Here is an 18,757-nt window from a genome sequence, read left to right as displayed (position 1 = left end):
AGTAGTATTCTACAAAAGAGAAAATGGAGAAGAGGGGACGCTGTTTTGGATAAAAAATACGTAATTGGCGTTGATTTTGGAACCGAGTCAGGCCGGGTTTTACTGGTGGAAACGGGTTCGGGAAAAGAAGTTGCCACAAATGTGACCGCTTACAGGCACGGAGTATTGGACAACACATTGCCTGGAGGGGTACCACTTGAGTTGGACTGGGCGCTGCAGCATCCTGGGGATTATCTGGATGTGCTCTCCGAGTCCGTGCCTGCAGTTCTTGAAAAGGCTGATGTATCTGCAGATGATGTTATTGGTTTGGGAATTGATTTTACGGCAAGCACTATTTTGCCGCTCGATCGCGAAAGGGAGCCGCTTTGTTTTATGAAAAAATGGAAAAACGAGCCGCACAGCTATGTAAAGCTGTGGAAGCACCATGCGGCACAGCCAGAAGCAGATGAATTTACCGAAGTGGCTGAAGTGAGAGGGGAAGCTTTTCTCAAGCGCTATGGCGGAAAAATTTCATCAGAGTGGATGTTTCCAAAGATATTGCAGATTCTGCGGGAGGTACCTGAAGTGTTTGAGGAAGCGGATCTGTTTATGGAGGCGTGTGACTGGCTGACAAGCAGGCTGACCGGGAACCTGCACCGAAGCAGCAACACCACCGGATACAAAGCATTCTGGAACAAAAAAGAAGGCTATCCTTCGTCTGAATTTTTCACTGCGGTGGATCCCCGCCTTGAAGATATACTGGGAACGAAGATGCGCGGAGACGTTCTTTCCATTGGTGAAAAAGCAGGCGAGCTGACCGGAGAAATGGCTCAGGCGCTGGGACTGAAACCAGGTACAGCTATAGCAGTGGGGATTATTGATGCCCATGCGGGTGTTCCTGCAGCCGGTGCTGTCCGGCCGGGACAGATGGTTATGGCAATGGGCACCTCCACCTGCCACATGCTGATTACGGATAAAGATCAACCGATTGCAGGGGTGTGCGGAAGTGTAGAGGATGGCATCATTCCCGGATACATCAGCTTTGAGACAGGACAAGTTGCCGTCGGTGATTCATTTGCGTGGTATGTAGATCAGGCTGTTCCAGACTATGTAAAAAAAGAAGCTGAGGAAGCGGGGTTGAATGTGCATCAGCTGCTTGAAAGGAAAGCGGCTGCATATCAACCGGGACAGACCGGGCTGATCGCCTTGGATTGGTGGAACGGAAACCGCTCGGTATTGGTCGACTCTCAGTTATCAGGAGCAATCATCGGATTTAACTTGGCCACCAAACCCGAAGAAGTATACCGGGCCTTAATCGAGTCTACCGCCTATGGCACAAAAAAGATTATTGAAAGCTTTGTTAAGGGCGGAGTGGCAGTAGATGAAATTTTTGCGGTAGGGGGCCTGCCTGAACGGAACCGCCTGTTGATGCAAATTTATGCGGATGTGACCAATCGCGAAATCAAGGTCGCTGACTCCAGCCAGACAACAGCACTTGGGGCTGCGATGTACGGGGCGGTAGCGGCCGGAAGCGAGGCAGGGGGCTATGATTCCATTTTTGATGCGGCCCAACATATGGCTCGCGTGAAGGAAGAGACATACAAGCCTATTCCTGAACATGTGAAGATTTACGAGGAATTATACAGTTACTATCTGGAGGTTCATGATTTTTTCGGACAGGAAAAAAAGGCTCTGATGCATGGGTTAAAGAAATTGAAGAAGTGAGTAAGGTAAACATCCTGATTTAAATGAAATAAAATAAAAATAAAATTGACAAAACGAAAACAAATGATAGAATTCTACATAACTTTTATTTGGAGGAGGATATGTATGGACTATCAGCAGCTTTTTAGCTTGGAAGGGAAGACAGCTCTTGTTACCGGGGGAGGACGAGGGCTTGGAAAAGCAATGGCCGATGCCCTTGCCCAGGCAGGCTCCAACGTTGTAATGGCGGATATGGATCGTGATACGGCGAAGCAGTGTGCAAAAGAGCTTACCACTCATGAGGTGAAAACACTTGGACTTAAAATGGACGTCACACAGGAGGAAGAAGTCAAAAGCTGTGTCGATGAAATTGTAAGCGGTTTCGGAAAGATTGATATTCTCGTTAACAATGCCGGCATTTGCCAGAAAATCACGGTTGAAGAACAGAGTCTGGAAGATTGGAAGAAAACCATGGATGTGAATGTAAATGGGGTTTTCCTTTTATCCAAATATGTGGGAAAAGTGATGAAGGAACAGGGTGGCGGCTCCGTCATCAATATAGCTTCCATGTCGAGCTTCATTGCCAACACCGAAGCGCAATGCGCGTACAATGCATCAAAAGCGGCTGTATCCATGATGACCAAATGTCTGGCATCTGAATGGGCACCTTATAACATCCGGGTTAACGCTATTGCCCCCGGCTATATGAAAACGGAAATGACAAAACCGATTTTTGCTCCTGGCGGTGAACTGGCACATGTCCTGGACTTGGTGCCGATGAAACGGCTCGGTGAACCTCATGAACTCGGCGGATTAGCCATCTATCTGGCATCCGATGCTTCCACATTCGCAACCGGTTCTACCTTTATTGTGGATGGCGGGTATACCATCTGGTAAAACAAAAAAAGCAGCTCACTAATCACTAGTGCGGCTGCTTTTCTTTATTCCGTTTCTATCGTAATTAGTTCTACTCCATGTTCCGCTAAAACGTGTTTCTGGCTGTTTGCCTGGCTGCTGTCCGTAATGATGATGTCAATATCGCCGAGAGAGGCAAAGGACGCAATCGAGTTTTTGAAAAATTTGGAGTGGTCGAGCAGAGCTATAACTTTTTTGCTTGCCCTCACCATGGCTTTTTTCAATTCAACTTCGTATACACTAAAATCGGTCAAACCGGACTCGAGTGAAAAGCCGTTGGCCGAGGTAAACAGAAGGTCGATGTTGATCTGGTTCAGGATATTTACGCCAAGGGTTCCTTCTAAAGAATGAGAACCCCGTTTTACGATGCCGCCCAGTAAAATCACGGTAATGTCCGGGTGCTCATTCAGTTCAAGAGCGGTATTGATGCCACTGGTCACTACGGTCAGGCGGATGGGCTTATCTTTCAGAATTCTGGCCAGTTCAAGAGCGGTAGAACTTGCATCAAGCATGATACACTGTCCGTTTTCAAGCATGGCTGCCGCTTCCTTGGCGATGGCGGATTTTTCGATTTTATTTTTCTTTTCACGGATGGAGAAGCTTGTTTCGTTATCGGAGGAGTCGGCGAGCACTGCACCTCCATGTGTGCGCTTGAGCAATCCCTCTTCTTCCATCTTTGTCAAATCGGTACGCAGGGTCGCTTCCGATACTTGAATTTCCTTCGCGAGTTCTTTAATAGATACTCGCTGGCTTTCATTCAATCTATTAAGAATGACTCTCCGGCGTTCAGGCACAAACATTTTTCCCACTATGATCACCTACAAATCAATTAGTAAAATTTATTTTTGTAATCGTTTTACTTTTATTATTCTATTACACCATCTTTCATAAACATTGTAAATCAATAATAAAACAAAACAAAGTGAAAATAAATTATAAAAAAATCAAAAATTAATTGACTATTTAAACAAATGGTGATTATAATGGACCCAATACAGCGTATTATCGAAAACAAACGATAGAAAAAGAAAAAATATAATAATAAAAAAGAGGTGGAAAGGAATTTATTCTAAGAGAAATGAAAGCGTTATCTAAAAAGGGTCTTTAAAAATCAATTTAAGGGAGAGATTGTAATGAACATGAAAACGGTAGCGGATCAAGAAGCAAAGAATACGAGTATTCCTAAAACCATGAAGGCTGTAGTCGCTTATGCACCGGGGGATTACCGCTTTGAAACCGTTCCGGTTCCCGAAGTTGGGGAAGGTGAGATCTTGGTAAAAGTCGAAGCTTGCGGGATTTGTGCAGGAGACTTAAAAGCATTTGACGGGGCACCAAGCTTCTGGGGTGATGAAAAGCAGCCTGCTTATATTAAAGCGCCTATGATTCCGGGTCATGAATTTATCGGTCATGTGGTGGAGCTTGGAGAAGGGGTTACCGAATTTGAAGTGGGGGAACGCGTCATTTCAGAACAAATCGTTCCTTGCTGGGATTGCCGCTTTTGTAACCGAGGACAATACTGGATGTGCGAGAAGCATGATTTATACGGCTTTCAGAGTAATGTAAACGGTGCCATGGCAGAATACATGAAATTTACGAAGGAAGCGATTAACTACAAGGTGCCTGATGAACTTCCAATCGAAAAAGCCATTCTGATTGAACCGTATGCATGTTCCTTCCACGCAGTACAGCGTGCACAGATTCAGCTCGGTGATGTCGTCGTGCTGGCAGGTGCGGGTACACTCGGACTTGGCATGATTGGTGCTATCAAGAAGTCAGGCCCGGGAAAATTGATTGTTCTCGATCTTTTTGAAGAGAGGCTGGAGCTGGCTAAAAAGTTTGGAGCGGACATGGTACTCAATCCGGCGAAGGATGATGTGAATGCAATTGTAAAAGAACTGACCGACGGCTATGGCTGTGACATTTATATTGAAGCCACAGGAGCACAAAAATCGGTAGAACAAGGGTTAACGATGATCCGCAAGCTCGGCCGTTTTGTGGAGTTCAGCGTATTCAAGGAGCCTGTGACGGTAGACTGGAGCATCATCAGCGACCGGAAGGAGCTTGATGTGCTTGGATCCCACCTAGGACCATACTGCTATGAACATGTCATTACAGGCATTTCCAATGGAGATTTACCAACAGAAGGTGTGGTCACCCACACGCTTCCTTTGGAGGAGTTTGAGGAAGGATTCCAGTTGGTGAAAAATGGAGCGAAATCTCTGAAAGTTGTGCTTAACCCAAATCTGTAACCATCGTGCGGCTGATGAAGAGGCAGCCGTTTCACTATAAAAATGAGCAAGGGAGGAAGCAAAATGGACGGGCTATTAGGTAAATTGGGCATGGACCGGAAAATGGCATTAGGTTATTTCGGTGTATTGATTTTTATGATGGGAGACGGCCTTGAACTGGGTTGGTTATCTTCCTACTTTACAGATCATGGGTTATCCGTGCAGCAGTCCGCGCTGGTCTTTAGTGTATATGGCTTTGCGGTAGCGGTAGCGGCCTGGCTTTCCGGGGTGCTTGCGGAAGTGCTCGGTCCAAGAAAAGCGATGATGCTTGGACTTTCCCTGTTTGTAGCCGGCACACTGGTTTTCCTTACGTTCGGAATCACCAGCATGAACCTGGCCATCATTCTGCCAACTTATGCATTACGCGGACTCGGCTATCCGCTTTTCGCGTATTCGTTCCTCGTATGGGTAACGTACTATGCGCCATCCGATAAGCTTGGCACGGCAGTGGGCTGGTTCTGGTTTGCCTTTAGCGGCGGATTGAACGTGCTTGGAGCCTACTACTCAAGCTTTGCACTTCCGGTTTTGGGGGAAATGAAAACCCTTTGGAGTGCGCTCATTTTCGTACTTCTTGGTGCAACTGTGGCGATTTTCCTGAACAAGGACAAAAACCACAGCAAGAAATTTGAAAATAAAAGTGAAGCCTTAAAGTATCTTTTAAAGGGCGTAACCATTGCTTTTGAAAATCCGAAAATCGGTATGGGCGGAATTGTTCGAACCATCAACACTTCAGCTGCTTATGGATTTGTGGTGTTCATGCCTGCATTTATGATGGACTTGGGCTTTACGCGTTCCGAATGGCTGCAGATCTATGGCTCACTGTGGACGAGCAACATCATTTTTAACCTGATATTCGGTATTGTAGGTGACAAGTTGGGCTGGAGAAACACGGTCATGTGGTTTGGCGGTGTGGGATGTGCCGTTTTCACAGTCGCTTTCTATTATGTTCCGCTGGCGGCTGGTCCGAACTATTTTGTGGCTACCGCAGTGGCCGCTTGCTACGGTGCTTGTCTTGCCGGCTTCGTTCCATTGTCTGCACTGATCCCATCACTTGCACCGGAAAACCGCGGTGCAGCGATGTCCATCCTTAATCTTGGTGCTGGATTGAGTACCTTTGTTGGTCCTGCAATTGTTGGAGCTTTTATCGGATTGGTGGATACAGTGGGTGTGATCTGGATTTACACAGGCCTTTATTTGATCAGTGCTGTGCTGATGAAATTTGTCACTCTTTCCAAGAAAGAAGCAGAAGAAGCGGAAAGAGTTTCCCTGGAGGAATTCCAAAACGCGCAAAAAGCGTAGTAGCGATACATCTAAAATAGAGAGAAAGGGAGTTGCATAATGAGGATAGGATTGGGTTCCGACCATAATGCCTTTGACATGAAAGAAAGCGTAAAAAGCTATATACAAGAATTGGGGCACGAAGTCATTGATTATGGCTGCCATTCATGCTCTGAGGTGGATTATCCGGAAGTGGCTTTTGAAGTTGGGCAGGACATTATGAAGAACAAGCTGGACCGTGGAATTTTATGCTGCGGTACAGGGATTGGTGTAGCCATCGCTGCAGGAAAGGTACCCGGCATCCGGGCAGCGCTTTGCCATGATACGTATTCAGCAGAACGGGCACAACTGAGCAACAACGCCCAGATTTTGACGATGGGAGCAAAAGTCATTGGTGTTGAAGTCGCCAAACAGGTTGTGAAAGTATATCTTGATTCTCACTTCTCCGGGGGCAATTCCGGAAGAAAGGTACAGCAGATCACAGACAAGGAGCAAGAGTTTTTAAAAGGGGAGAGTGCTCAGCATGAAAAAACTTATAAATAACCCAAACCGAGTCGTTGAAGAAATGATCGAAGGCTATGCGAAAGCTCACCCACATCATGTCCGGGTACTGGAGGAAAACGGGCGCTCGATTGTAACCGCTAAGGAAACAGCAGAAGGAAAGGTCGGTGTTTTAATCGGGGGCGGGTCCGGACATGAACCAGCCTTTATGGGCTATGTCGGTACCGGGATGGCTGACGGTGTTGCGGTGGGAAATATTTTCGCTTCACCACCGCCAGATCCGATTCTTGAAGCGACAAAGGCGATTGATAAAGGAGCCGGTGTCATCTACGTATATGGAAATTACGCAGGAGACCTCATGAACTTTAGCATGGCTGCTGAATTGGCTGAGCTTGAAGCGGACATCCAGGTCGGAAGAGTCATTGTCACGGATGACGTCGCTTCAGCTCCAAAAGAAGAAAAGGAGAAGCGCCGCGGCATTGCGGGAGAATTTTTTGTCACGAAGGTAGCGGGTGCCGCATCGGAAAAAGGATATAGTCTGGAAGAAGTGGTTCGGGCAGCCAAAAAGGCAAATGATCATACCCGTACGATGGGAGTCGGACTTTCACCTTGCTCACTTCCGCAAACCGGAAAACCAAGCTTTGAATTGGAAGAAAACGAGATGGAAATCGGTCTGGGGCATCATGGAGAACCAGGAGTGGAAAAGGGAGATCTCCAGCCTGCAGACCAGGTGGCGGACCGCCTCGTTCAGGATATTCTGGCTGATATGCCAGTTGGCGAAGGAGAAAAAGTCGCTGTTCTTGTAAACGGCTTAGGATCGACCACCAAAATGGAACTTTATATTGTTTACCGGCGAGTCGAACAGATCTTAAGCGAAAAGGGCATCACCATACACCGTTCTTTTGTGGGTGATTACAGTACTTCACTTGAAATGGGTGGATGTTCCGTTAGCTTGATTAAGCTTGATGATGAACTAACAGAATTTGTGGATGCAGCGGCGGATTGTCCGATGTATGTTCAACGATAAGGAGGAGATCACATGTCTTTTTCAGCAAAGGATTTAAAAGCCTTTTTACAGCGTGTTGTGGAAACGGTTGAGGAAAATAAAGACTACTTGTCGGAGCTTGACCGCAAGCTTGGGGACGGGGACCATGGTGTGACCATGTCCATTGGCTGGCAGGCAGTTCTGGGAAAGTTGAACAATGAATTGAAAGATGAAAATGATTGCGGAAAAATCAGCATCTCCGCCGGCCGTACCTTTCTGAGTGCGGTTGGTTCAACCGTAGGTCCTCTTTATGCGACAGGATTCCTCCGGGGAGGAAAGGAACTTCAGGGCAAAAATGAGCTTACCGGAGAAGATCTTTACAATTTCTGGACCGCTTTTATTGAAGGAGTAAAGGAAAGAGGACAGGCGGAAGTGGGAGATAAAACAATGATCGACACGTTGCAGCCTGCACTGGAAACGCTAAAACAGGAATATGCTAGTTCCGGCAGTTTTGCAGAGGCGTTTTCAAAAGCGGTTGCATCTTCAAAGGAAGGCATGGAATCGACGAAAGATCTTATATCAAAAAAAGGAAGGTCCAGCCGTTTGGGAGAGCGTTCACTCGGCAATCAGGACCCGGGCGCCACTTCTTCCCACCTTATTTTAAAAGCATTTGAATCGGTAATGACATCCGTCCAGACGGCTTAATACGTAAAAAGCAAGAGGGCAGCTGAACTGAAAAATCGTCAGGATGCAGCCCTCTTTTTCTATGTCCATAAAAAGGTGGGGAGGAATAGCATGAGCATGAAATTGGATAACAAAGAGGATATTCAGCAATTGGCGATGGATTTTCTCGCCGTTGCACAGGAAGCGGCCCTCTCTTCGTATCCCTGGGTCGGCAAAGGAAAGAAAAATGAAGCGGATGGTGCTGGAACCGAAGCCATGCGTACAAGAATGGGATCTATTGCGATGGACGGGACCGTTGTGATTGGAGAAGGCGAATTGGACGAGGCTCCAATGCTTTATATCGGTGAACGAGTAGGAACAGGCAGAGGCCCACTGGTAGACATTGCGGTTGATCCAGTGGAAGGGACAACCTTAATGTCAAAAGGAATGGATAATGCGTTGACGGTGATTGCTGTTGCCGAAAAAGGACATTTGCTTCATGCGCCGGATATGTATATGAGAAAAATTGCAGTTGGTCCGAAAGCTAAAGGAAAGATTGATATTGAGGCACCATTAACGGAGAATATCTGCTCGGTCGCTCGCTGCCTTGGAAAAGACATAAGTGAGGTTACGGTCATGATTCAAGACCGGAACCGTCACCAGTCCCTGATTCAAGAGGTGTTTGAGGCAGGAGCGAAAGTGAAACTCTTTTCGGACGGTGACGTTACAGGGGCGATTGCCACTGGAATTGAGGACATTGATGTCGATCTGCTTGTAGGTACAGGTGGGGCGCCTGAGGGGGTCATTGCTGCAGTTGCTTTGCGAAGTCTTGGAGGAGATTTTCAAGCGCAGCTCATTTGCCAGAACGAGGAGGAGTTCAATCGCTGTGTTGGAATGGGGTTGAGCGATCCAGATCGTATTTTACGGCTGGATGATATGGTGAGAAGTGACCGGTGTTTTTTTGTCGCGACAGGCATCACTGATGGCATCTTGCTGAACGGTGTTCGTAAAAAGGCAGATGGCTCTATGCTGACGCATTCATTCATCACCATCGGAGGACGAGGAAATAACTTTCAGTTTGTTGAAACCCGCCACTAGGTAAATGGCGGGTTGTTTTTTGTAATGGGGCAGGGTGTGGTGATGCCACTTGCCCGGAAAAATGAGAATGTTGCCTGAAGGAAATCCGGCAAAGTTGTCCGCAAACCTTAAAAAATTGACTGCAAATCGCTCATTTTGACCGTGACTTTAATCAGCTCACCATTCAATAGGATTGACTTATCTTTAGTTATCTGATATTCTACCATGGTAAAGTAATAAAATATTTTAAAATGGTTTCTCAAGAGGCGCGGTGGTGAAAAACCATGCGTTTTTTTGCGTTTTCATATATAAGGAAGGAAATGTTCAATGGATACAACGAAAAAATGGGGGTTTTGGCTGTTGGCCGCCTTCGTTATTGGAAATATGGTTGGGTCGGGGATTTTTATGCTGCCGAGTACCCTGGCCCAGACTGCAAGTCCGCTGGGGGTAACGATTGCATGGCTAGTTACGGGTTTTGGAGTCATGATGGTCGCTCTTATCTTCAGTAAACTGTCGATCCGTCGTCCCGATTTAACAGCGGGTCCGCAAAGCTACGCGAAGGCATTATTTCAATCAGAAAAGGTTGGAAACATAGCGAGCTTCAGCATGGTATGGGGCTATTGGATTGCCAACTGGATCAGTAATGTGGCAATGGTAACAAGTTTTGCCGGCTATCTTTCCACGTTTTTCCCGATCATGAAAGCAGGGAACACCGTTTTCTCTATCGGTTCACAAAAAATTTCTCTCGGACATCTGGTCACATTTGTGGTTTGTACGGTATTGCTTTGGGGGATTCACTTTATTTTAGTAAGCAGTATGAACGGTGCCGGAAAGCTGAACTTTATTGCGACAGCATCTAAGGTGGCCGGATTTACGCTCTTTATTGTCGCAGCTGTTTTTGCGTTTCAATCTTCAAATTTTGGTCAGTTTTACACGCCGGTTACTGATAATGCCGGTGCTTCACACGGATTGTTCAGCCAGGTCCAAATGGCCGCGATTTCCACGCTCTGGGCGTTTATCGGGATCGAATCGGCTGTTGTTTTGTCCGGACGTGCCAAATCCCAGCGTGATGTAAGCCGTGCAACAATCTTTGGGCTTATCGTGGCTCTTGTGATTTATATGGCAATCACACTTCTCATGATGGGGATATTGCCGCAAGATGTGCTTAAGGCATCAGACAAACCGTTCGTTGATGCTCTTTCTGCCTTGATTGGAAGCGCAGGTGCAAACATCATGGCACTGCTCGCGCTTGTTTCCTTGTTCGGTGCAACGATCGGATGGATCCTATTGAGTTCTGAAGTCCCCTTTCAGGCAGCAAAAAAAGGAGTGTTTCCTTCCTATTTTGCAAAAGTAAATAAAAAAGGGAGCCCTGTCCGTTCCTTGACTGTAACGAATGCCATGTCACAACTATTAATTTTTTCAACCATCTCAGGAACAATCAGTCAGGCCTATACGTTCTTAACGACCGCCGCTACGCTCGCCTATTTGATTCCATATCTTGTTTCAGCGGCGTTCTTCTTGAAGCTTACACTCAAAGGGGAAGCATTGGAAGGCATGAAAGTTAGCAGGTGGAAGGATGGATTGATTGCCATTATTGCTCTTGTTTATTCCATCTGGGTCATCAAAACCGGGACCGCAGATTTGAAAACATTCGGCCTTGGCATTGGCTTGTTCCTTGCCGGTTTTATTATTTATCCCCTTATTACCAAAAAAAAGCGTCAGAAAGAGACGGTATCTTCCGTTTCGGCTGAACACTAAATGGATTACAAAAGACCAACCCACTGGAGGTTGGTCCTTTTTTCATTTCGTTTTTTTAATCTCCGGCTTCACCCACAGCTTCCTGAAATCAGCCCAGCCAAAATCGTTCAGCCGGATACCTTTCAGCAAAGCAGGATAGTTCCATTCCTTTGCGATGTGATACAGGTGGAGAAGGATCTTTTGTTCACAAAAATATGTTTCAATACTGTCGATGATCTCTTCCCGTTTTTCATAATCCTCTTCTTGTAAAAACTCCCCCAAGTAACGGTCAAGCACCCCAATTTGCTCAGAAGTTAGGAGGGTCCGCATGCTGCGTTCGCCTTTCAAAAAGGAAAGAAAGCCATATTGGGCATCCCGTTCGAGCACCTCCCCTTTGGATATAATTTCTCCATCATGCTGCTCGGCATCCAGGAGTGAATAGGGCGACAAATTAACGTGAATACCCGCCTCGCGAAACTGAACCTGAATCCACTCCGCCTCTCGAAGTCCTTCACTCGTGTAATCCAGAAATTTAAACGTAAGTACTTCTCCATTGTACGAGCTTTTCTTCAATAGCGAGCGGGCGCGCGCTATTGAGGATGGGGGAAATGATGATCGTTCACTGCGTTCCGGCCATAAACTGCTGGCCGGACTGCCCCGGCGTCCGCCGAGTTCAGAAATAAGCTGGTTGGGATCGATCAGCTCATCGATTGCCTGGCGGAAATAAAGGTCATGATGCGGTCCTTCCCTTTGGAAGTTAAAGACGAGATAGCGGGACCCTGTATTGTTTACTTTCATATGCCGGTTCTTGGTTGTTCCGCTTCCGGGCAGTTCATAATCGACGATACGGTCAGGATCAAGTTCCACAAACCAAAGCTCGACACGGTCTAGAAGCGGCCTGCCGTTGAAATGGTCATCAAAGGCTTCGAGCACAAATACGCGATCGTTATATTCCGTCACTTTAAATGGGCCAGTACCACTCAGTTCCCTCCCTGTCACGATAGGGACATCCTGAGGAAGGATAGCCGCGTTGAAGGAACTGAGATAATGCAGAAAGAAAACATTCGGCCGTTTTAACGTCATTGTAATTCCGTATTCATGAAATGGTTTAATCGATTGAATCTCAGAAAAAAGGTGGCGAAACGGTGATTGAACAGCAGGGTCCTTTAATCGCTCCAGCGAGTATTTGACATCCTGTGAAGTAAGATGTCTGCCATGGTGAAACCTCACGCTTTTTCGCAAGTAGAACGTCCACTCGGTATGCTCTGAATTCACTTCCCAGTGATGGGCAAGGTGAGGTTCGAAGGTTTCAGTGACCGAATTGAAGTTGATCAGTGTATCAAAGATCTGACGGACAAAGTGGGCTTCGGCTGCTGTGTAGGAAAAGGCAGGATCCAGGGCAGCGAGAGGCCGCCTCATCGGAATTTTAAGCAAGTCCACGGAACTCGAGACAGTTTGCTTTACCTGTAGGCCGAAGTTGTTCTGCATCTGCATCTGCAGTTTTTGAGCGAGAGGTTCCGGCAAGAGGGGACGTTTAATAAACTCCGCTGCTTCTGCAATCTGGTTTTTTGTGAGAAGTTTTGAAAAATAAGCTTCTGCAGCTTCCTCCAGGTTGTAATGAAAATGCACTTTCGATCGGTTGCCCCGTCCTTTACCTGGAACCCAGGTAAGCCATCTTTCTTCGCCCATCCGCTTTAAAAGCAGGTTGACGTTTCGTTTCGTGCAATAAAACAAGGATTCCAGCTGGCTGACGGTGACTTCTGCGGGATGGTCGTCATTATGCTCAGAATGCTGAAGACGAAGGGTAATGTAGTAATCAAGGATTTCCATGCTGGTTCCCTCCTTAAAAGGTGAAATTCTTTTTTGAATTTTACACTTTTTCTTCCCCTTTTACTAGAGGAAAATAAACAGCAGATAAAGGGTTGGAAAAAGGAGGGAAATGCATGTTTAAAAATTTGCACCCGAATATTAAAATCAGAATCATTACTTCTTTCATGACGCGTGTGGTAGGGACGATGATCTTTCCGTTCATGGCAATCTACCTATCGGATAAGATTGGTCAAGCACTGGCAGGAATCATCCTGCTGATCAACGTATTCGTCTCCATCCTGGTGGGTTTTTACGGAGGATATGTAGCGGACCGCGTGGGACGGAAAAAGGTGATGGTGATCGGACAGCTGTTCACTGTCATTGCTTTTTTGTTTATGACAGCGGCCAATTCACCATGGTATGACTCCGCATGGATTACTTCTTTTATGATGCTTATCCAAAGTGTCAGCTCCGGATTGATGAACCCGGCAGCTGAAGCGATGCTGATTGATGTGAGTACGAAGGAAAACCGGAAATTTATGTACAGTATTAATTATTGGGCAGTGAACCTGTCGATCGCGCTTGGTTCCATTGTCGGCGGCTTTCTGTTCAAGTCGCACCGCTTCGAGCTGTTTATCGCCATCACGACAGTAAGCATTATCACGCTGTATCTTGTTACCTTTGTAATGAAGGAATCGTTTACGCAGACAGTTTCTGTTTCTGAAAAGATCAATGTCTTCAAGGACATGGCAGCTAATTACCAAACAGTGATGAAGGATCAATTGTTTTTATGGTTCTGTATCGCTTCAACCCTGATCGTAGGTATTGAGTTCCAAATGGGTAATTATATCTCTGTCCGGCTTGAAGAAGAGTTCGTATCACACAGTGTATCGCTGGGCGATATGTTCACGTATCGCCTTGACGGTTTACGAATGATCAGCTGGCTTCGGACATTCAACACCTTGCTCGTCGTTTCTGGTACCATACTGGTTACCAGATGGATGCGAAAGTATTCTGACCATAAAGTGATCTATACAGGATTTTGGATGTACACCGCAGGCTATGCGGTACTTGGATACAGCAACTCTGCCATCCTGCTGGTGGTTTGCATTTTCATCGCAACCATAGGTGAACTTATGTATGTGCCGGTTAAACAATCGATGATGGCCGACATCGTGAATGATGATGCGCGGAGCTCATATATGGCTGTACAGGGACTAACCTTTCAGGTGGCGAAAATTCTTGGTGCTGCCGGAATCACGATCGGTTCCTTTGTTCCCTCATGGGGAATGGCACTTGCCTATCTCGTTTCTGGAATGCTCGGAATCTACTGCTTTACAAAAGTGACAGGGCCATTGAAAAAAGAAGGTGAAAAAGGAACCAAAAAAGCAGCTGCTATCTAAAAAGGAGGGGCTATAAAGTGCTCCTTCTTGCAGAATTTTATATCGTGTTATACGATATAAAATGAGGTGACAACAAAATGGATGTTGAGTTTTTTAATGAATGCTGGACAGACTTGTATTATTTTCTCCATTACAAACACGAGGAAAAATTGACCCATCAGAACGTGCGCTGCATGCAGGCAGTCAAAAAGAAGACAAAAGCTTCTGTCGCCGATCTTGCAAAAGTGCTTGGGGTTACACACCACTCTGCCTCCGAACATGTAAAGCGGCTGATGGAAAAAGGATATCTCCAAAAGGAACGATCCCCCATAGATAAAAGAACGGTGTATGTAAAGCTGACAGAAACGGGTGAAGAAGTACTAAAACGAAACTCGGAACTGGACGACCAAAAACTAAAAATTGTTCTCGATCATTTAAGTGAGGAGGAACAGCTGAGTGCAATGGCTGTTTTTAAGAAACTGAGAGAGGAGGCCAGGAATGTATACGGTCGTTAAAATTACCGTTTCCGCTCTCGTCATTGGTATCATTACGGCATTAGCCAAACATTCCCCTCGTTTTGGAGGAATCCTTGCCGCCCTGCCGCTTGTCAGCCTCCTCAGTCTCTTTTGGCTCTACACACAGGGCGAGCGGGGTGAACACTTAAGCCAGTTTTTATATGGCGTGCTTTATGGACTTCCGAGCACTATTGTTCTAATTTTTATTGTAGCCCTTTCTTTAAAGCATTCGCTCCCTTTCTTACTGTCAGTCGTACTTGGTGTAGGTGGCTGGGGATTGTGCCTGCTTCTGCAAAAATTCCTTCTATCAGGTGTACTGTTCAACTTCCGCTAGTTATGTTTCCGAACGATACGTTTTGCCAAGCTCTTCTGCAAGGCCAAAATAGTGCCGGAAATTATAGATTAATGGATTCCATTTGGCAGGATCGATATGATTTTCTCCTTTTACTATGCCTGAATGGGCGTGAACATGAACGGATTCCGTTTCTACGATAGCAAAGAATGGTGAATATTCCGGGATACGAATGTGCATTACTTTGGCTTCAATTTGCAAGGGGCATTCCAGAATTCGATCAGGTTTAACGCTGATAGATGAGGACGATGAGAAGCCAGCAACCGCGAATTTGTCTTTCTTGTAGGTAAACCCTAAGTTCTTTTTAAAGTCTGGGACTGGATCAGTTCCCGTATAAGGAGCGAGCATCTCGACTTGCTTCCAGAGCGAAGCATCAGGAATGTTTAACACACATTCAGAAGTGCGTTTCAGATTTTCAATGGCTTTTCCGCCAAGCCCAATTCCTAAAACAACACTATTTCCAAGCGCCCATGACGATGAGATCGGGCTGATATTAGTAGTGTGGTCTTCATTTAAGGTGGTAAGAAGGATGACCGGTGTACCGTAGTAGAGGATTTTTGGTGTAATTGTTTGGGTATTTTTCATTGGTTCTTCCCCTTTTCTTTATTTGTATTTATTGTAGAGCAGGAATTTTTCGATATTCATCGAAGTATGGATGTAAATGGAGGCGATGATCAATTGGCACAATCCAATGTGGCGGAAATCGCATCGATCGTAAGTGAATCTTCGCGTGCCGCTATGCTGACCGTCTTAATGGATGGAAGGTTTCATACAGCAAGTGAACTAGCGTATAGGGCAGGTATAAAACCACAGACGGCCAGCTTTCACTTGTCTAAAATGCAAGAGGCTGGTGTGATTGCATTAGAAAAGCAAGGGCGGCACCGGTATTACGGTATCCTTAATGAAGAGGTTGCAAAGGTGATGGAATCACTGCTTTTCATTGCGCCGCCTGTAAAAATAAAATCGCTGAAACAGTCCTCTCAGGATAAGGCGATTCGATATGCGAGAACATGTTATGACCACCTTGCTGGAAATGTTGGCGTTCAGCTGACAGATGCCCTGCTGAAAGCTGGATTTCTGAAAGAAGAAAAAGAGAATTTCATCATACCGGAAGAAGGTGTTCGTTTTTTTGGTGAAATGGGTATTGATCTCGAAAGAATAAGCAAGAAGCGCCGCTCTTTCTCTCACCGGTGCCTGGATTGGAGTGAACGGCGCCATCATCTGGCTGGATCATTAGGAAATGCTCTGTTGGAACGGTTTCTGGAGCTGGGGTGGATGCAGCGGGTTCCACATCATCGTGCGGTAAAAATTACGGATGCTGGGATAAACGGATTCAAGAGAACATTTGGAATAGATCTTTCATCGGAGGAAAAATAAAATGTCTGTCCATAAAAAAGTTCAATCAGAGTCAGGACTGAGAATGCTTGAAAACGTCCGTGGAATCTGTACTTTATTTCCAGAAACAGTGGAGCATATGGATGGCTTTGGCCATACTTCATTCAGGGTGAAGGATAAACCTTTCATCATTATGGGAGAGAACGAACACGGAACCTCCATGGCGATTAAGACACTGCCAGAAACACAGGAAATCCTTTTGCAGGAGGAGCGGTTCTTCAGGCCGGCCTATATCGGCCATCATGGCTGGACCTCGGTTTACAATTCAGAAGAGATAAATTGGGAAGAAATTAGAGGTCTTATCCATGAAGCCTATTGCCGGACAGCACCCAAACGGCTGATTAAAATGATGCAGGAAGGCCATTAAATAAAGGAAAGGAAGTACATAACGTGAATCAAAAAATAGAAGATTACCTGGTGAACAACAGAGATACCCATTTGAGCCAATTAAAAGACTTTTTGGCGATCCCGAGTATTTCCACCCTGCCCGAACATAAAGGTGATATTGAAAAAGCGGCGGAATGGATGGCAGAGTCCTTAAAGAGATTGGGAATGGATAACGTTAAAGTCTATGAAACAAAAGGGCATCCGGTCGTCTATGGAGATTGGATGAAAGCGGAAGGCAAGCCAACCGTGCTGATTTATGGCCATTATGATGTACAGCCCGTGGATCCTGTGGAACTCTGGCACAGCCCTCCTTTTTCTGCGGAAATCCGTGATGAAAAGATTTATGCCCGTGGAGCGAGTGACGACAAAGGACAGACCTTTATGCATTTGAAAGCCCTGGAGGCCATTCTTGAAACGGCAGGGACATTGCCGCTTAACTTCAAGTTCTGTATTGAAGGAGAAGAAGAAATGGGAAGCCCGAATCTTCCTGCGTTTGCAGAAGAACATAAAGATCTGTTGGAGGCTGACCTTGTGGTTGTCTCCGATACAGGAATGATTGAAAAAGGAAAACCATCGATCACTTACGGGCTAAGAGGCTTATGCGGACTTCAAATCGATGTCAGGGGACCGAAAGGAGACATCCATTCCGGACTTTATGGAGGGGGAGTGCAAAATCCAATACATGCCCTTGTACAAATTGTGGATTCCTTCCGCAGCGAGGACGGTCGCATTCTTGTGGATGGCTTTTATGATGATGTTTTAGTAGCTACCGAACAGGAAAAAGAGGAATTTGCCTCACTGGCGTTTAATGAGGAGGGGGTAAAACAGGAACTTGGGGTCAATGAGCTAGCCGGAGAGAAAGGATATACCTACCTTGAGCAGACCTGGACACGTCCGACACTTGAAGTGAATGGCATCTATGGCGGATATCAAGGCGGTGGTCTGAAAACCGTATTGCCCTCCTCTGCACATGCAAAGATCTCGTGCCGCCTGGTGCCCAATCAGGACCCTGCCAAAATAGTGGTGCTGCTCAAGCAGCATATCAATCAACACCTTCCTGCCGGTGTGGACGTGGAATTTACACCATTTGACCAGGGCTACCCTTTTCTAACACCGATTGATCATCCTTATGTCCAAGCCGCCGGAGCTGCTTATGAACAAGTATATGATGTCAAAACGACCTATATCAGAAGTGGAGGTTCCATTCCCATTGTTGCGACTTTTAAACAACTGTTTAATTTGCCGGTTGTTTTAATGGGGTTCGGCCTGCCGAGTGAAAATTTCCATGCACCAAATGAGCATTTTCATTTAGAGAATTTTGATAAGGGACTGCGTGTGCTGTGCCATTATTGGAACGATCTAGCCAAAATGTAATAATAAATTCCGGAATGCCCTTGTTGTTTAGACAGCAAGGGTTTTTTTGTGCTGGTCATGTACAAGCAGGGGTAGTGGAAACTGAATAGTTTAGTAGCAGGAGGTGACAGTTGTGGTGAAAAAAGGATGTAATTGTTCAGGGCGTAGACCTCAAGATAATCATAAGCCCATTAATGTAATCAAATTTGGACAACAGAAAGGAAGCTGCAAAGGCTGCTCAGGAACGAACAAGCCGGTGCAGCTGTAAAAGACTAGATAATACACGATGTCGATTATTTTCCGGGAAATATGTTAGCTTATGTCGTTTATTTCTATGGAAAGGCGGATACACATAAGTACAGGCGATAAGAAAATAGAAGTAGACAATTCATGCACGATAATCTGACAAGGATTTTTCCAGAAGTGTCATAATCTAA

The 18,757-nt window shown here is 45.9% G+C and carries 18 protein-coding genes; 15 read left to right on the top strand and 3 right to left on the bottom strand.

The features are described 5' to 3' along the window. Positions 1-45 precede the first annotated feature (45 nt). Together BLT53_RS14915 and BLT53_RS14910 are read left to right on the top strand one after the other, a co-directional pair. Complete coding sequence (locus BLT53_RS14915) at positions 46-1,704, top strand: ribulokinase (protein ID WP_090235913.1); 1,659 nt, start codon at positions 46-48, stop codon at positions 1,702-1,704. 105 nt (positions 1,705-1,809) lie between these two features. Further along, entirely contained in the window at positions 1,810-2,580 is a 771-nt protein-coding gene (locus BLT53_RS14910) for an SDR family NAD(P)-dependent oxidoreductase (RefSeq protein ID WP_090235912.1), read from the top strand. Positions 2,581-2,624: 44 nt separating this feature from the next. On the opposite strand, the gene BLT53_RS14905 is transcribed toward BLT53_RS14910, so the two are convergent. Beyond that, on the bottom strand, positions 2,625-3,398 hold the full coding sequence (locus tag BLT53_RS14905; RefSeq protein WP_170834410.1) for a DeoR family transcriptional regulator: 774 nt from the start codon (positions 3,396-3,398) through the stop codon (positions 2,625-2,627). Positions 3,399-3,731: 333 nt separating this feature from the next. On the opposite strand from BLT53_RS14905, the gene BLT53_RS14900 reads away from it, so the two are divergent. The 7 genes from BLT53_RS14900 to BLT53_RS14870 all read left to right on the top strand — a co-directional run bounded on the left by BLT53_RS14900 (position 3,732) and on the right by BLT53_RS14870 (position 11,148). Further along, complete coding sequence (locus BLT53_RS14900; RefSeq protein WP_211516912.1) at positions 3,732-4,847, top strand: MDR/zinc-dependent alcohol dehydrogenase-like family protein; 1,116 nt, start codon at positions 3,732-3,734, stop codon at positions 4,845-4,847. A gap of 63 nt (positions 4,848-4,910) precedes the next feature. Then, positions 4,911-6,185 carry an MFS transporter gene (locus tag BLT53_RS14895; protein ID WP_211516911.1) on the top strand — a complete coding sequence of 425 codons (1,275 nt, stop codon included), beginning with the start codon at positions 4,911-4,913 and terminating at the stop codon, positions 6,183-6,185. Positions 6,186-6,224: 39 nt separating this feature from the next. After that, positions 6,225-6,707, top strand: coding sequence for a ribose 5-phosphate isomerase B (rpiB, locus tag BLT53_RS14890; protein WP_090235905.1), 483 nt, complete (start codon positions 6,225-6,227; stop codon positions 6,705-6,707). Next, positions 6,688-7,692 carry a dihydroxyacetone kinase subunit DhaK gene (locus BLT53_RS14885; protein WP_090235902.1) on the top strand — a complete coding sequence of 335 codons (1,005 nt, stop codon included), beginning with the start codon at positions 6,688-6,690 and terminating at the stop codon, positions 7,690-7,692. Before rpiB ends, BLT53_RS14885 begins: the two co-directional genes overlap by 20 nt. A 12-nt stretch (positions 7,693-7,704) precedes the next feature. Then, positions 7,705-8,355, top strand: coding sequence for a dihydroxyacetone kinase subunit DhaL (gene dhaL / locus BLT53_RS14880; RefSeq protein WP_090235901.1), 651 nt, complete (start codon positions 7,705-7,707; stop codon positions 8,353-8,355). Between the two features lie 90 nt (positions 8,356-8,445). Then, entirely contained in the window at positions 8,446-9,411 is a 966-nt protein-coding gene (gene glpX, locus BLT53_RS14875; RefSeq protein ID WP_090235899.1) for a class II fructose-bisphosphatase, read from the top strand. 306 nt (positions 9,412-9,717) lie between these two features. Continuing rightward, on the top strand, positions 9,718-11,148 hold the full coding sequence (locus BLT53_RS14870) for an amino acid permease (protein WP_090235898.1): 1,431 nt from the start codon (positions 9,718-9,720) through the stop codon (positions 11,146-11,148). A gap of 42 nt (positions 11,149-11,190) precedes the next feature. Here the strand turns inward: BLT53_RS14870 and BLT53_RS14865 are convergent, their stop codons facing one another. Continuing rightward, the gene (locus tag BLT53_RS14865; protein ID WP_090235896.1) at positions 11,191-12,957 is read right to left on the bottom strand and encodes an ABC transporter substrate-binding protein; all 1,767 of its coding nucleotides are present in this window, start codon (positions 12,955-12,957) and stop codon (positions 11,191-11,193) included. Between the two features lie 113 nt (positions 12,958-13,070). Here BLT53_RS14865 and BLT53_RS14860 point away from each other — a divergent pair, with 113 nt between their 5' ends. The 3 genes from BLT53_RS14860 (at position 13,071) to BLT53_RS14850 (ending at position 15,167) form a co-directional block, all read left to right on the top strand. After that, positions 13,071-14,339, top strand: coding sequence for an MDR family MFS transporter (locus tag BLT53_RS14860; protein ID WP_090235894.1), 1,269 nt, complete (start codon positions 13,071-13,073; stop codon positions 14,337-14,339). A 77-nt stretch (positions 14,340-14,416) separates the two neighbouring features. After that, positions 14,417-14,833, top strand: a complete 417-nt coding sequence (locus BLT53_RS14855) for a MarR family winged helix-turn-helix transcriptional regulator (RefSeq protein ID WP_090235892.1) — start codon at positions 14,417-14,419, stop codon at positions 14,831-14,833. After that, positions 14,817-15,167, top strand: a complete 351-nt coding sequence (locus BLT53_RS14850) for a DUF3147 family protein (protein ID WP_090235890.1) — start codon at positions 14,817-14,819, stop codon at positions 15,165-15,167. The genes BLT53_RS14855 and BLT53_RS14850 overlap by 17 nt, the downstream gene beginning before the upstream one ends. Here BLT53_RS14850 and BLT53_RS14845 read toward each other — a convergent pair whose 3' ends face one another. Then, on the bottom strand, positions 15,168-15,770 hold the full coding sequence (locus BLT53_RS14845) for a flavin reductase family protein (RefSeq protein WP_090235889.1): 603 nt from the start codon (positions 15,768-15,770) through the stop codon (positions 15,168-15,170). A gap of 66 nt (positions 15,771-15,836) precedes the next feature. Here BLT53_RS14845 and BLT53_RS14840 point away from each other — a divergent pair, with 66 nt between their 5' ends. From BLT53_RS14840 to BLT53_RS14830, 3 genes are read left to right on the top strand one after another with little or no spacing between them, the layout of a single operon-like run. Then, positions 15,837-16,562 (top strand): ArsR/SmtB family transcription factor, encoded by a 726-nt coding sequence (locus BLT53_RS14840; RefSeq protein WP_090236919.1) that lies wholly within the window; start codon positions 15,837-15,839, stop codon positions 16,560-16,562. 1 nt (position 16,563) lies between these two features. Next, the gene (locus BLT53_RS14835; protein ID WP_090235888.1) at positions 16,564-16,947 is read left to right on the top strand and encodes an MmcQ/YjbR family DNA-binding protein; all 384 of its coding nucleotides are present in this window, start codon (positions 16,564-16,566) and stop codon (positions 16,945-16,947) included. A 23-nt stretch (positions 16,948-16,970) separates the two neighbouring features. Beyond that, a complete protein-coding gene (locus BLT53_RS14830; RefSeq protein WP_090235886.1) occupies positions 16,971-18,341 on the top strand; it encodes a dipeptidase in 1,371 nt (456 codons plus the stop codon). The last annotated feature ends 416 nt before the right edge of the window (positions 18,342-18,757 follow it).

Origin of the sequence: Fictibacillus solisalsi (genome assembly GCF_900103485.1) — a bacterium.
Lineage (GTDB): Bacteria > Bacillota > Bacilli > Bacillales > Fictibacillaceae > Fictibacillus_C > Fictibacillus_C solisalsi.
This window is presented reverse-complemented; position numbering and strand designations above follow the sequence as displayed.